Raw genomic sequence first — 13,790 nt, 5'->3', positions numbered from 1 at the left:
GGCAGGCGCGCATGCGCCTGCTGTGGCGCAGTTGCTCTGACCAATCCCCAATCCCGACTCCCCAATCCCCGCCCCAATGCGCATCGACGTCATCAGCCTGTTCCCCGAGTTCGTCGCCCAGTGCGCCGCGTTCGGCGTGGTCGGGCGTGCGCAGGAGCGCGCGCTGCTGGCGCTGCATGGCTGGAATCCGCGCGACTACGCCACGGGCGGCTACCGCAAGGTGGACGACCGTCCGTTCGGCGGCGGCCCGGGCATGGTGATGATGATCGAGCCGCTGCAGGCCTGCCTGCAGGCGGTGCGCGAGGCCGACCCGCAACCGGCCCCGGTGATCTACCTGAGCCCGCAGGGCGCGCCGCTGACCCAGGCCAAGGCCCGCCAACTGGCGGCGCTGCCGCGGCTGGTGCTGCTGTGCGGACGCTACGAGGGGGTGGACGAGCGCTTCGTTGCCGCCGCGGTGGACGAGGAGATCTCGATCGGCGACTACGTGCTGTCCGGCGGCGAACTGGCCGCGGCGGTGCTGGTCGATGCGGTCACCCGGCTGCAGGAGGGCGCGCTGAACGATGCCGAGTCCGCCGCGCAGGACAGTTTCGAAGGCCCAGACGGCCTGCTCGACTGCCCGCACTACACCCATCCGCGCGAACACGCGCTGGGCGAGGTGCCGGCCATCCTGCGCTCCGGCAACCATGCCGCGATCGCGCGCTGGCGGCGCATGCAGGCGCTGGGCCGGACCTGGCTGCGGCGCCCGGACCTGCTGGACGAAGCGGCGCTGAGCGCGGCCGACCGCCGCCTGCTGGAAGAATTCCGCCAGGGCCTGCAGGCCGATCCGGCCCCCGTGCAGGAAAATCCATCCAAGCCCTAGCCATGGCGGCGCGACTGGGTTAAAATGCCCGGCTTTCCGGCCTAGCCATCTGCGCTTGGCCCATCCGTATATCGCGCAATCGCCGTGCGGCGACTGCCGGACCACCTCACCAGACACAAGCGGTGCCCACCATGAGCAAGCTCAACAAGACCATCCTGGCCGACTTCGAAGCCGCCCAGATCCAGCGCAAGCTGCCGGAGTTCAACCAGGGCGACACCATCGTCGTCAACGTCAAGGTGAAGGAAGGCAACCGCGAGCGCGTCCAGGCCTACGAAGGCGTGGTGATCGGCACCAAGAACGCCGGCCTGAACTCCTCGTTCACCGTGCGCAAGATCTCCCACGGCTTCGGCGTGGAGCGTGTGTTCCAGAGCCACAGTGCCATCATCGACTCGGTCGAAGTGAAGCGCCGCGGCAAGGTCCGCGCCGGCAAGCTGTACTACCTGCGTGGCCTGGAAGGCAAGGCCGCCCGCATCAAGGAAGATCTGGCCGCCGCTGCGCAGGCCAAGGTCGCGCGTCAGGCCGCTGCGGCCGCCGCCAAGGCCGAGTAATCCCCAGCGACTTCGGTCGCTGCCGCGACGGCCGCCTTCGGGCGGCCGTTTGCGTTTGTGGGGCCGGATGCCGTGATTTCGCGGTGGCTGCGCCGCTGCGCCTGATGTGCCGGGCTTGCGCTGGGCATGATGTGGGCTGGAGGTTCCGGTCGGGGCTGAAGCCCCTCCTACAGTGCACCAGACAGCTCGCCGCAAGACCCTGTAGCAGCGGTTTCAACCGCGACCGAGCCAAGCCGTGGCCCATCCGCGCGGCCAGAGCGTCCGCGGCTTCAGTCCCCGCTGCGTTCCCTCGATGCCGCTTCGGTCGAGGCGAAGTGAGATCGCGTTTGGGAGTCACGCAGGCTGCATGTGGGAGCGACTTCAGTCGCGACGGGCTTTACCGAGAAGGCCTGCCGCGACTGAAGGAGATCCACGGGCGCAATCGCCTGGAACGCAACGCGAGTCCCAGCGCTCAGCGCGCCGGATCCTGCACGATCGACACATCCGCGACCGCAGCCGGCGGCTGCGCCGGCACTTCCGCGGGGCTGGCCATTTCCTCCGGGCGCGGCTGGCTCAGCATCTGCGCCTTGCGCCAGTTGCCCCAGCGGTAATAGGCCAGCGACAAGGCCATCGAGCAGATCGAACTGGTCGGGAAGCTCCACCACACCGCATCGGCACCGAACTGCGGCTGCAGCAGTTGGGCGAACGGCACGCGGACGCCCCACAGCGCCAGCGCCAGGATCAGCAGTGGCGGGATCACCGCGCCGGTGGCGCGGACCACGCCGGAGATCACGAAGGTCACGCCGAAGAACAGGAACGACCACACCGCGATGTGGTTGAGATGGCGCGCGATCTCCAGCGCCGCGCTGTGCGGCGGCAGGAACAGCGCCAGGGTCCAGCGGTCGAGCAGGATCAGCGGCGCGATCAGCGCGCCGGTCAGCAGGAAGTTGAACAGCACGCCCTTCCGCGCGGTCGCCGCGACCCGGTCCCAGCGCTGCGCGCCGACGTTCTGCGCGGCCATCGACGAACACGCCGCGCCGATCGCCATCGCTGGCATCTGCACGTAGGTCCACAGCTGCATCGCGGCGCCGTAGGCGGCCGAGGTATCGGTGCCGTAGCCGTTGACCATCGAGATCATCACGATCATCGCCAGCGAGATCAGCACCATCTGCAGGCCCATCGGCACGCCCTTGACCACCAGCGCGCGCAGGATCGCCGGGTCGATGCGGAACAGCCGCGCGTCCTGCCGGCCCAGCCACAGCACATGGCGCTTGTGCCGCAGGTACAGCAGCAGGCCGCTCAGGGCGATGGCCTGGGCGATCAGCGTGGCCCAGGCGGCGCCGGCGATGCCCAGCTTCGGGAACGGCCCCAGCCCGAACAGCAGCAGCGGATTGAAGCCGATGTCCAGCGCCACCGACAGCAGCAGGAAGCGGAACGGGGTGCGCGAGTCGCCGGTGCCGCGCAGCGCTGCCGACAGGAACGCGAACGCGTACAGCAGCGGCATCGCCAGGAAAATCACCCGCAGATAGGCCTCGGCCAGCGGCAGCGAGGCGGCGGGCGTGCCCATCGCCGCCAGCAGGTGCCGCGCCAGCCACCAGCCGCAGGCCGCGATCAGCACCGAGATGCCGATGAAGAACGTGGCGCTGGTGCCCATCACCCGCCGCGCCTGGACCACGTCGCCGCGGCCCATCGCCTGGCCGATCAGGATGGTGGCGGCCATGCCGATGCCGAACACCGAGCCGATCAGGAAGAACATGATGCTGTTGGCGTTGGCCGCCGCGGTCAGCGCCGCCTCGCCGAGGTAGCGGCCCACCCAGATCGCATTGACCGACCCGTTCAGCGACTGCGCGATGTTGCCAGCCAGGATCGGCAGCGCGAACAGCAGCAACTGCCGGCCGATCGGGCCTTCGGTGAGCGCGGCGGACTTGGGCATCGCAGGCCTGCACGGACGGAAACGGGGAGCCGCGCACACTAGCACCTGCACGCGAAGCCGGGGAGGCAACGGATGGCAGGTGTGGCGCTGCCGGGAACGTCCTAGGCTGAATGCGTCGCTGCGGGGCCGGCTTGCAGCTGCTGGCACAGCGGTCGGCACACATCACTAACCAAGGAACTTGCAATGCCGAACTTGCGCCGCAATCTGCAGTGGATCGGATGCAGCGCGCTGGCGCTGGCACTGGCCGCCTGTGCCGACAACGCGCGCTGGGGCGATGCCACGGTGCGGCCCGGCGAGCGACCCGAATGCCTGGTCGGCGAGGACGACAGTGCGCTCCCGCGCCGTGCCGACGGTCTGGCCACCAGCCAGCGCGAGCAGCGCTGCCATCCGCAGGAGTCGCTGCAGTGGTCCAGCGAGCGACACGACGAGCGACCGATGAACGTGGAGTTCCGCAAGCACGATGAATGAACCGCTAGTGCAACCGAGCGTGGTCCGGCTGGATGTCTGGCTGTGGGCCGCACGCTTCTTCAAGACCCGCAGCGTGGCCAAGCAGGCGGTGGAAACCGGCAAGGTCGACGTGGCCGGGCAGCGCCCGAAATCCTCGCGCGCGGTGCGCGTGGGCGAGCAGTTGCGCGTGGAGCGCGGCGAGGAGGTGTTCGAGATCCAGGTGCTGGCGCTCAGCGACGACCGCGGCCCGGCCAGCGTCGCGCAGACGCTGTACCAGGAGAGCGACGCCTCGCGCGAGCGGCGCGCGCAGCAACGCGGGCAACGCAGCGCCGAACGCAACGGCTACCAGGCCCCCGATGGCAAGCCGGATAAGCGCGCACGGCGCCTGATCCGCGCGCTGGGCGATCTGGACGCGTTGTAGGGCAGGGAGGGTCGTTTCCGAAGCCGCCGCTCCGGTGCCCGAGCCACTAGCTCGCGATCGCCGAGTGGACGCTTTCCCAGGCATCGTGCAGTCGGGACTGAAGTCCCTCCCACAGTGCACTCAGTCGGCGTGCCGCAAATCCCCTTTAGGAGCGGCTTCAGGGCACCTCTAAAAACCTCCTTCTTTGGCATCATATGGTCAGAAGAGAGAGCCGAGGCCCCGCGATGATCAGCCTGTTTGCCGGACACGAACGCGAAGCCAAGCGCCAGCAGATAGGCGACCCGCTGACCCTGCTTTCGCGTCATATCGATTTCGCAGCGATTGCCCAAGCCGTCGATGCGAAGCTGTCCTTGGGCACCGGTACGCGAGGGGGCCGTCCGGCTTGGCCGACGGTGGTCATGATCAAACTGTTGCTGCTGCAGCAGCTGTACAACCTCTCTGACGATGCGCTGGAGTACCAGGTGCTGGATCGGCGCAGTTTCCAGCACTTCCTTGGACTGGAACACAGCGGCAAGGTGCCTGACGCCAAGACGATCTGGGTGTGGCGCGAGCGGCTCAAGGCGCAGGATGTGATGGGCGACATCAGCGCAGCGGTCGGCGTGCAATTGCAGCGGGCGGGATTCATCGCGCGTGGCGGCCAGATCATCGATGCGAGCATCGTCAGCGCCCCAATCCAACGCAACACGCGCGAGGAGAACGCACAGATCAAGCAGGGTGGCAAGGTAGGCCAAGACTGGAGCGACGCTAAGCGCGCGCAGAAGGATGTGCAAGCCCGCTGGACCCGCAAGCACGGCAAGGCGCATTACGGCTATAAGCTGCACGCCAGCACCGATCGGCGTTGGGGCTTCATCCGCCGACATGCGGTGAGCGCAGCCAACGTGCATGACAGCCGACACTTCGAGGACGTGCTGGACCCCAGCAATCGCGGACGCACGGTATGGGCCGACAGTGGCTATGCCGACGCATCGCGGGAGGCCGATCTGACGCAACGCGGCTATCGGGCGGCCATCCAGCACCAGGGCCAGGCGCGCAAGCCGCTAAGCGCGGCCGAACAGCGCCGCAACCGGCGGCTTGCCAAGGACCGGGTGTTCGGCGAACACCCGTTCGCGCGGCTGGCGCAGCAGGGCGGTAAATGCCTGCGCACCATCGGATTGGCACGGGCCACGGTGGTGATCGGGTTGAAGGTCGCCAGTCACAACCTGATGCGGCTGGCGCGGCTGCAGCAGCGGGCCATGGCGCCCGCGTGAGCGGGTGAGGCGGCCAATCCGGCCGCTCTTCCTACATCCAGGACCCCTGCGAAGCACGTTGGCTTCCTCGAACAGCCGTAACGGCAGCGCCTTTGCAGCTCACTTCAGTGAAATGACGGGTTGTTCGAGGTGCCCTTCAGCCGCGACGAACGAAGCGGTGAACCGAACGGTGTTGGAGAGTGTCGGGACTGAAGTCCCTCCTACAGTGCACCCAGCCGGCGCACCGCAGATCCCCTGTAGGAGCGGCTTCAGCCGCGACGAACGAAGCGGTGAACCGAACGGTGTCGGAGAGTGTCGGGACTGAAGTCCCTCCTACAGTGCACCCAGCCAGCACGCCGCGAAGTCCCTGTAGGAGCGGCTTCAGCCGCGACGAACGAAGCGGTGAACCGATCGGTGTCGGGGATGTCGGGACTGAAGTCCCTCCCACAGTGCACCCAGCCGGCGCACCGCAGATCCCCTGTAGGAGCGGCTTCAGCCGCGACAAACGAAGCGATGAACCGATCGGTGTCGGAGAGTGTCGGGACTGAAGTCCCTCCTACAGTGCACCCAGCTGGCGCACCGCATATCCCCTGTAGGAGCGGCTTCAGCCGCGACGAACGAAGCGGTGAACCGATCGGTATCGGAGAGTGCCGGGACTGAAGTCCCTCCTACAGTGCACCCAGCCGGCGCACCGTAGATCCCTTGTGGGAGCGACTTCAGTCGCGACGAACGAAGTGGTGAACCTGTCGTTGTCGGAAAGTGTCGGGACAGGTGATTTGAGGCCATCCCGAATCACTTCCACAACCCAGCTTCGCATCAGCCGGAGCGTCGCGATATCCATGTCACGACGCTCACGCAAACGCCCCGGCAAGCCAGGGCATTAGCGTGTGTCGCGAAGTGCAGAAACTGAGGCCGCCGACCAGCCCCGGATCATCCTTGTCAGGCCCAATCGACCAGCAGCCTGCCCGACGCACCGGGCAGGCCGTCGACCTATCTCACGCCGCCAGATCGAAACGATCCAGCTGCATCACCTTGCTCCAGGCCGCGACGAAGTCCTGCACGAACTTCTGCTGCGCGTCGGCGCTGGCATATACCTCGGCAAGAGCACGCAGGACCGAGTTGGAACCGAACACCAGGTCCACGCGCGTGCCGGTCCATTTCTGCTCGCCGCTGGCGCGGTCGCGGCCTGCATACAGTTCCTTGCTGTCCGAGGTCGCCTTCCACTCGATCCCCATGTCCAGCAGGTTGGCGAAGAAGTCGTTGCTCAGCGTGTCGGCGCGCTTGGTGAACACGCCGTGCGCCGACTGCCCGACATTGGCGCCGAGCACGCGCAGGCCGCCGACCAGCACGGTCATCTCCGGCGCGGTCAGGGTCAGCAGCTGCGCCTTGTCGATCAGCAGCGCTTCGGCGGAGACCGCGTAGCGGCGCTTGCTGTAGTTGCGGAAGCCGTCTGCCGCCGGTTCGAGTACCGCGAACGATTCGACGTCGGTCTGCGCCTGCGTGGCATCCATGCGCCCCGGCACGAACGGCACGGTCAGCGTCTGCCCCGCGTTCTTCGCGGCCTGCTCGACCGCGGCCGCGCCGCCGAGCACGATCAGGTCGGCCAGCGAGATCTTCTTGCCGCCGCTCTGGGCGCCGTTGAACTGCGTCTGGATCCGCTCCAGCACGGCCAGCACCTGCGCCAGCTGTTCGGGCTGGTTGACCTCCCAATCCTTCTGCGGGGCCAGGCGGATGCGCGCGCCGTTGGCGCCGCCGCGCTTGTCCGAACCGCGGAAGGTGGAGGCCGACGCCCAGGCGGTCGAGACCAGCTGGGCGATGCTCAGGCCCGAACCGAGCAGCGTCTGCTTCAGCGCGGCGATGTCCTGCGCATCGACCAGCGCGTGATCCAGCGCGGGGATCGGATCCTGCCAGACCAGTTCTTCGGCCGGCACCTCGGGACCCAGGTAGCGCGCACGCGGCCCCATGTCGCGGTGGGTCAACTTGAACCAGGCGCGGGCGAAGGCATCGGCGAACTGCTCGGGGTGTTCCAGGAAGCGGCGCGAGATCGCGGCGTAGGCCGGATCGAAGCGCAGCGCCAGGTCGGTGGTGAGCATGGTCGGCAGATGCTTCTTCGACGCATCGTGCGCGTCCGGAATCAGTGCTTCGGCGTTCTTCGCCACCCACTGGTGCGCGCCGGCCGGGCTCTTGCTCAGTTCCCACTCGAACTTGAACAGGTGTTCGAAGAAATCGTGGCTCCACTGCGCCGGGGTGCTGGTCCAGGTGACTTCCAGGCCGCTGGTGATGGTGTCGCCGCCCTTGCCGCTGCCGAAGCGGTTGTGCCAGCCCAGGCCCTGCGACTCCAGGTCGCTGGCTTCCGGTTCGGCACCGACATTGTCGGCCGGGCCGGCGCCGTGGGTCTTGCCGAAGGTGTGGCCGCCGGCGATCAGCGCGACCGTCTCTTCGTCGTTCATCGCCATGCGCGCGAAGGTGTCGCGGATGTCCTTGGCGGCCAGCAGCGGATCGGGATTGCCGTCCGGGCCTTCCGGATTGACGTAGATCAGGCCCATCTGCACCGCGGCCAGCGGGTTCTCCAGATCGCGCGTGTGCACGTCGCCATCGGCGTCGTCGTCGGAGACCAGCACGCCGCCGGCCTTGTCCACGCCGTCCGAGCCATGCGCATAGCGCACGTCGCCGCCCAGCCAGGTGGTCTCGCGGCCCCAGTACACGTCCTGGTCCGGTTCCCAGGTGTCTTCGCGGCCGCCGGCGAAACCGAAGGTCTTGAAGCCCATCGATTCCAGCGCGACGTTGCCGGTGAGGATCATCAGGTCGGCCCAGGAAATCGCCTGCCCGTACTTCTGCTTGATCGGCCATAGCAGGCGCCGCGCCTTGTCCAGGCTGACGTTGTCCGGCCAGCTGTTGAGCGGGGCGAAGCGCTGCTGGCCGCGGCCGCCGCCGCCACGGCCATCGCCGGTGCGGTAGGTGCCGGCGCTATGCCAGGCCATGCGGATGAACAACGGGCCGTAATGGCCGAAGTCGGCCGGCCACCAGTCCTGCGAATCGGTCATCAACGCATGCAGGTCCTGCTTCAGCGCCTGCAGGTCGAGCGCATTGAAGGCCTTGGCGTAATCGAACGTCTCGCCCAGCGGATTGGTTTTGGACGAGTGCTGGCCGAGCAGGTCCACGCGCAATTGCTTGGGCCACCAGTCCTTGTTGGTGGTGCCGCTGCTGGCGGCGCTGTGGAACGGGCACTTCGATTCGCTGGTCATGGCTAGGGCTACCTTGATGGACGCTGGGTGGCCGCGCGCCGTGGTCGTGCGGTGCGCGTGATGGCGGGGCCGGGCGATGTGGATGCAGGGAGTGCAGGCATGGCGCGCGGCGATTGGAGGACACGGTAGGCGGGGACGTTGCGGTAGGGAAGTCGAATGATCCTACGGAATCGATAGACCTTACCTATAGGATGACGGTGCGTAGCGGTTCGAGGATCGCGGTAGAGCATGTCCGGGTTTTGACCGGATCGCGCCGACCGGCGTCGGCACTCGATGGACAACGCGCCTGCGGACGAGCCTCGCCTGCCTGCGTGGAGATCGGCGATCTGCAGTATGGGCGCGCCGAGCGCATCGGATGCATTGCGCAACGCGACGTCGAGCCGCCAAGGCCGCGATCGGAAACGACAAAGCCCACTATCCTGTCGCGATGACCATCCGTGCGACCCGTTTGCTGCACCTGCTCGACGCCCTGCGCGGACGCCGCCGGCCGGTGGCCGGCGCCGAGCTCGCCACCGCGCTGGGCGTGAGTCTGCGCACGCTGTACCGCGATATCGCGACCTTGCGCGTGCAGGGCGCCGACATCCTCGGCGATCCCGGCGTCGGCTACGTGCTGCGTCCCGGCTTCCTGCTGCCGGCGCTGAATTTCACCGAGGACGAACTGGAGGCGTTGACCCTGGGCGCGCGCTGGGTAGCGCGCCAGGCCGATCCGGAACTGGCGCAGGCGGCGCAGCGCGCGGTGGCGCGGATCGCCGCGACGCTGCCCGGCAATCTGCGCCTGTCGATCGAGACCAGCGGGCTGCTGGTGCCCGCCGCCGCAGACCTGCCGCCGCCGGCGCCGTGGCTGCCGGTGCTGCGCCATGGCATCCGCCTCGAGCACGTGCTGCGGATGGACTACACCGATGCCAACGGCGCGGCCTCGCAACGGTTGATCTGGCCGTTCGCGATGGCCTTCTTCGGCGGCTACGGCATGATCGCCGCGTGGTGCGAACTGCGCCGCGATTTCCGCCACTTCCGCGCCGACCGGGTGCTGGCCCTGGCCGACGACGGCGAACGCTATCCCTCGCGCCGGCATCTGCTGATCAAGCGCTGGCGCGCGGCCACCGGCTACGGCGCCGACTGCTGACAGTACCTGTCAGCAGGGCAGGACCAGACTGCAGGCTGTTCACCACGGAAGTCTGCCCATGTCCACCGAGATCGTGCTTTACACCCACCCCATGTCGCGCGGCCGCGTCGCCCGCTGGATGTTGGAGGAAACCGGCCTGCCGTACCAGGCGGTCATCCTCGACTACGGCACCACGATGAAGGCGCCGGAATATCTGGCGATCAACCCGATGGGCAAGGTGCCGGCGCTGCGCCATGGCGACACCGTGGTCACCGAGAACGCGGCGATCTGTGCCTACCTGGCCGACCTGGTGCCGGAGCGGCAACTGGCGCCGCCGCCGGGATCGCCGGCACGCGCCGACTACTACCGCTGGCTGTTCTTCATGGCCGGGCCGTTCGAGGCACTGTTGACCGCGAAGGAAGGTGGCGCGCTGGCACCGGCACGCAGCGCCGGCTATGGCCGCGAGGCCGATCTGATGCAGACGCTGGAACAGGCGGTCGCGGGCCGCGAGCACCTGGCCGGCGACCGTTTCAGCGCGGCTGATCTGTATGCCGCCGCATGCCTGGGGTACTACATGCGCATCGGCCTGCTCGAGCCGCGCCCGGCATTCGCCGCGTTCGCGCAGCGCCATGCCGACCGTCCTGCATTGCTGCGTGCCAGTGCGATCGACGCTGCATTGCTCGCGGCGCATCCGCATCCGGACATGCCGGCAAGCGTGGCGCCGGCGACCGTCTAGCGGACGCGATTCGCCGACGGTTGTGCGTGCTGCGCCACCGTACCCTCACCCCAACCCCTCTCCCGAGGGGAGAGGGGCTACGGCTGTTCCCTTCTCCCATCGGGAGAAGGTGCCCCGCAGGGGCGGATGAGGGTACGGGCGCAGCCTCGTGCACCCCAAACTCCGCGAGACGCTTCGCGCCGGACCCTCACCCCAACCCCTCTCCCGGCGGGAGAGGGGGCTAGCGGCTGTTCCCTTCTCCCATCGGGAGAAGGTGCCCCGCAGGGGCGGATGAGGGTACGGGCGCAGCCTCGTGCACCCAAACTCCGCGAGACGCTTCGCGCCGTACCCTCACCCCAACCCCTCTCCCGAGGGGAGAGGGGCTACGGCTGTTCCCTTCTCCCATCGGGAGAAGGTGCCCCGTAGGGGCGGATGAGGGTACGGGCGCAGCCTCGTGCACCCAAACTCCGCGAGACGCTTCGCGCCGGACCCTCACCCCAGCCCCTCTCCCGATGGGAGAGGGGGCTGAGGCCGCACGCCGCGCTACAGCAACGACTTGAGCCGGTACAAGGCTTCCAGCGCCTGCTTGGGCGTCAGCTCGTCCGGGTCCAGCGCCGCCAGCGCGTCCTGCGCGGCCGAGGGCGCGGCCGCGAACAGGCCGAACTGCTGCGGTGCGTCCAGCGCCTGCGGCGCCATCTGCGAGGCGTGGCTCTCGCCGCCGCGCTGCTCCAGCTCCGCCAGCCGCCGCCGCGCTTGCGCGACGGTGGCTTTCGGCAGGCCGGCCAGCGCCGCCACCTGCAGGCCGAAACTGCGATTGGCCGGACCGTCCTTGACCGCGTGCATGAACACCAGTTTGTCGCCGTGCTCGACCGCGTCCAGATGCACGTTGGCGATGCCGCTGGCGCCGCCTTCGACCGATTCGTCGGCCAGCGCAGTGAGCTCGAAATAGTGCGTGGCGAACAGGGTGTAGCATCGGTTGTGGTGGGCCAGGTGGCGCGCCACCGCGTCGGCCAGGGCCAGACCGTCGTAGGTCGAGGTGCCGCGGCCGATCTCGTCCATCAGCACCAGCGACTGCGCGCTGGCGTGGTGCAGGATGTAGCTGGTCTCGGCCATCTCGACCATGAAGGTGGACTGGCCGCGCGCCAGGTCGTCGCCGGCGCCGATGCGGGTCAGGATGCGGTCGATCGGGCCGATCACCGCACGTGTTGCCGGCACATAGCTGCCGATGTGCGCCAGCAGCACGATCAACGCGTTCTGGCGCATGTAGGTGGATTTACCGCCCATGTTCGGGCCGGTGATCACCAGCATGCGCCGGTCCGGATGCAGGTCCAGGTCGTTGGGTTCGAACGGCTGCTCGCGCACCGCTTCCACCACCGGATGGCGGCCGCGTTCGATGCGCAGGCACGGCGCGGTCTCGAGTTCCGGCTGCGCCCAGTCCAGCGCCTGCGCGCGCTCGGCGAAGCCGGCCAGCACGTCCAGTTCGCTGAGCGCGGCGGCGGCGCGCTTGAGCGGCTCCAGGCGATCGCCCAGCGTGTCCAGCAAGGCTTCGTACAGCAGCTTCTCGCGCGACAGCGAGCGCTCGCGCGCCGACAGCACCTTGTCCTCGAAGTTCTTCAGTTCCTCGGTGATGTAGCGCTCGGCATTGGTCAGCGTTTGCCGCCGCGTGTAGTGCACCGGCGCCTTTTCCGCCTGGCCTTTGCTGATCTCGATGTAGTAGCCGTGCACGCGGTTGTAGCCGACCTTCAGCGTGGCGATGCCGCTGCTGGCGCGCTCGCGCGCTTCCAGGTCGATCAGGAACTGGTCGGCGTGGGTGCTGAGCCGGCGCAGTTCGTCCAGTTCGGCGTCGTAGTCGGCGGCGATGACGCCGCCGTCGCTGAGCTTGAGCGGCGGCTGCTCGGCGATCGCCGAGGCCAGCAGGTGCGCGATCTCGTCGTGCTGGCCCAGTTCCGCGGCCAGCGCGGCCAGTCGCGGCGAATCCAGCGGCGCCAGGATCGTGCGTACCGCCGGCAGCAGGCCCAGGCCGTCGCGCAGCGTGGAGAAGTCGCGCGGGCGCGCCGAGCGCAGCGCCACCCGGGTGAGGATGCGTTCGATGTCGCCGAGCGCGCGGAACGCATCGCGCAGATCGGAATCCGCGCCGCGATCGATCAGCGTGCCGACCGCGTGGTGGCGCTGCACCAGCACCTCGCGCAGACGCAGCGGGCGGTGCAGCCAGCGCCGCAACAGGCGCCCGCCCATCGGCGTGACCGTGCTGTCGAGCACGCCGAGCAGGGTGTTGCGGGTGTCGCCGTCCACCCGCGTGTCCAGCTCCAGGTGGCGGCGCGTGGCCGCGTTCATCGCGATCGCCTCGGCCGCGGTTTCCATCGCGATCGCGGTCAGGTGCGGCAGACGTTGCTTCTGCGTCTCCTCCACGTAGCCGAGCAGGGCGCCGGCGGCGGCGGTGGCGCGCGGCTTGTCGTCGATACCGAAGCCACTGAGATCGTGCAACTGGAAGAAGTTCAACAGTTGGCGGCGGCCGCTGTCGGCGTCGAACAGCCATGGCGCGCGGCGGCGTACGCCGCGGCGCTCGCGCAGGAATTCCGGCCACTGGTCCTCGTCGGGCACCAGCAGTTCGGCCGGTTCCAATCGCGCCAGCTCCGCTTCCAGCGCGTCCTCGCTATCGACCTCGTTGACCAGAAAGCGGCCGCCGGCCAGATCGGCCCAGGCCAGGCCGTAGCCGTGCTTGTTGCGCGCGATCGCCATCAGCAAGGTGTCGCGGCGCTCGTCGAGCAGCGCCTCGTCGGTGACCGTGCCCGGCGTGACCACGCGTACCACCTTGCGCTCGACCAGGCCCTTGGCCAGCGCCGGATCGCCGATCTGCTCGCAGATCGCCACCGACTCGCCCAGCGCCACCAGCCGCGCCAGATAGCCCTCGTAGGCATGCACCGGCACCCCGGCCATCGGGATCGGCGCGCCACCGGAGCTGCCGCGTTGGGTCAGGGTGATGTCCAGCAGGCGCGCGGCCTTGCGCGCGTCGTCGTAGAACAGCTCGTAGAAATCGCCCATGCGGAAGAACAGCAGCAGGTCCGGGTACTCGGACTTTGCGGCGAAGAACTGCTTCATCAGCGGGGTGTGCTCCGCTGCGCTTCCAGGAGATTGGGTTTTTTCTCGATTTTGCATCTGATTCAATGGTTTAAGGAATTTCAGGTTGGCTGGCTGTGGGCAAGTATGGACGTGTGCAGCCAGCAAAGGACAGGGTGGCGCGGCTTCAGCCTGGCTCCATGGCCCGACGCGTCGCCTGCGATCCATTGTGGAACTCCGGGTGTCACCCCGTTTCCA

General features: G+C 68.3%; 10 protein-coding genes. 7 read left to right on the top strand and 3 right to left on the bottom strand.

The window, feature by feature from the left end; genetic code table 11:
* The first annotated feature begins 76 nt into the window (after nucleotides 1-76).
* Both trmD and rplS read left to right on the top strand, forming a co-directional pair.
* Nucleotides 77-859, top strand: a complete 783-nt coding sequence (gene trmD, locus HEP73_RS15285) for a tRNA (guanosine(37)-N1)-methyltransferase TrmD (protein WP_179570853.1) — start codon at nucleotides 77-79, stop codon at nucleotides 857-859.
* 131 nt (nucleotides 860-990) lie between these two features.
* Nucleotides 991-1,407: a 50S ribosomal protein L19 gene (gene rplS, locus HEP73_RS15280; protein WP_003470862.1), complete on the top strand. Its 417-nt coding sequence runs from the start codon at nucleotides 991-993 to the stop codon at nucleotides 1,405-1,407.
* Between the two features lie 451 nt (nucleotides 1,408-1,858).
* Here the strand turns inward: rplS and HEP73_RS15275 are convergent, their stop codons facing one another.
* The gene (locus HEP73_RS15275) at nucleotides 1,859-3,319 is read right to left on the bottom strand and encodes an MATE family efflux transporter (RefSeq protein ID WP_185820626.1); all 1,461 of its coding nucleotides are present in this window, start codon (nucleotides 3,317-3,319) and stop codon (nucleotides 1,859-1,861) included.
* 183 nt (nucleotides 3,320-3,502) lie between these two features.
* Between HEP73_RS15275 and HEP73_RS15270 the strand changes: the two genes are divergently transcribed.
* The 3 genes from HEP73_RS15270 to HEP73_RS15260 all read left to right on the top strand — a co-directional run bounded on the left by HEP73_RS15270 (nucleotide 3,503) and on the right by HEP73_RS15260 (nucleotide 5,434).
* Nucleotides 3,503-3,787 carry a hypothetical protein gene (locus HEP73_RS15270; protein ID WP_185820625.1) on the top strand — a complete coding sequence of 95 codons (285 nt, stop codon included), beginning with the start codon at nucleotides 3,503-3,505 and terminating at the stop codon, nucleotides 3,785-3,787.
* Nucleotides 3,780-4,187 (top strand): RNA-binding S4 domain-containing protein, encoded by a 408-nt coding sequence (locus HEP73_RS15265; RefSeq protein ID WP_185820624.1) that lies wholly within the window; start codon nucleotides 3,780-3,782, stop codon nucleotides 4,185-4,187. Before HEP73_RS15270 ends, HEP73_RS15265 begins: the two co-directional genes overlap by 8 nt.
* Before the next feature lie 194 nt (nucleotides 4,188-4,381).
* Entirely contained in the window at nucleotides 4,382-5,434 is a 1,053-nt protein-coding gene (locus HEP73_RS15260; protein WP_345776840.1) for an IS5 family transposase, read from the top strand.
* Nucleotides 5,435-6,408: 974 nt separating this feature from the next.
* Here HEP73_RS15260 and katG read toward each other — a convergent pair.
* Nucleotides 6,409-8,658: a catalase/peroxidase HPI gene (gene katG, locus HEP73_RS15255; protein ID WP_185820622.1), complete on the bottom strand. Its 2,250-nt coding sequence runs from the start codon at nucleotides 8,656-8,658 to the stop codon at nucleotides 6,409-6,411.
* Nucleotides 8,659-9,085: 427 nt separating this feature from the next.
* Between katG and HEP73_RS15250 the strand changes: the two genes are divergently transcribed.
* Nucleotides 9,086-9,781: a helix-turn-helix transcriptional regulator gene (locus HEP73_RS15250; protein WP_185820621.1), complete on the top strand. Its 696-nt coding sequence runs from the start codon at nucleotides 9,086-9,088 to the stop codon at nucleotides 9,779-9,781.
* Between the two features lie 58 nt (nucleotides 9,782-9,839).
* Nucleotides 9,840-10,496, top strand: a complete 657-nt coding sequence (locus HEP73_RS15245; RefSeq protein ID WP_185820620.1) for a glutathione S-transferase family protein — start codon at nucleotides 9,840-9,842, stop codon at nucleotides 10,494-10,496.
* A 522-nt stretch (nucleotides 10,497-11,018) separates the two neighbouring features.
* On the opposite strand, the gene mutS is transcribed toward HEP73_RS15245, so the two are convergent.
* The gene (gene mutS, locus HEP73_RS15240; RefSeq protein ID WP_185820619.1) at nucleotides 11,019-13,631 is read right to left on the bottom strand and encodes a DNA mismatch repair protein MutS; all 2,613 of its coding nucleotides are present in this window, start codon (nucleotides 13,629-13,631) and stop codon (nucleotides 11,019-11,021) included.
* Nucleotides 13,632-13,790 lie beyond the last annotated feature (159 nt).

The organism is Xanthomonas sp. GW, assembly GCF_014236815.1.
Taxonomy (GTDB): Bacteria; Pseudomonadota; Gammaproteobacteria; order Xanthomonadales; family Xanthomonadaceae; genus Xanthomonas_A.
The sequence above is the reverse complement of the archived record's forward strand: the minus strand, read 5'-3'. Positions and strand labels throughout refer to the sequence as shown.

Excerpts from the sequence above, each read along its gene's own strand:
- HEP73_RS15270 (WP_185820625.1), top strand. The coding sequence starts at position 3,503 with ATGCCGAACTTGCGCCGCAATCTGCAGTGGATCGGATGCAGCGCGCTG.
- trmD (WP_179570853.1), top strand. The coding sequence starts at position 77 with ATGCGCATCGACGTCATCAGCCTGTTCCCCGAGTTCGTCGCCCAGTGC.
- HEP73_RS15265 (WP_185820624.1), top strand. The coding sequence starts at position 3,780 with ATGAATGAACCGCTAGTGCAACCGAGCGTGGTCCGGCTGGATGTCTGG.
- HEP73_RS15245 (WP_185820620.1), top strand. The coding sequence starts at position 9,840 with ATGTCCACCGAGATCGTGCTTTACACCCACCCCATGTCGCGCGGCCGC.
- mutS (WP_185820619.1), bottom strand. The coding sequence starts at position 13,631 with ATGCAAAATCGAGAAAAAACCCAATCTCCTGGAAGCGCAGCGGAGCAC.
- katG (WP_185820622.1), bottom strand. The coding sequence starts at position 8,658 with ATGACCAGCGAATCGAAGTGCCCGTTCCACAGCGCCGCCAGCAGCGGC.
- HEP73_RS15260 (WP_345776840.1), top strand. The coding sequence starts at position 4,382 with ATGGTCAGAAGAGAGAGCCGAGGCCCCGCGATGATCAGCCTGTTTGCC.
- rplS (WP_003470862.1), top strand. The coding sequence starts at position 991 with ATGAGCAAGCTCAACAAGACCATCCTGGCCGACTTCGAAGCCGCCCAG.
- HEP73_RS15250 (WP_185820621.1), top strand. The coding sequence starts at position 9,086 with ATGACCATCCGTGCGACCCGTTTGCTGCACCTGCTCGACGCCCTGCGC.
- HEP73_RS15275 (WP_185820626.1), bottom strand. The coding sequence starts at position 3,319 with ATGCCCAAGTCCGCCGCGCTCACCGAAGGCCCGATCGGCCGGCAGTTG.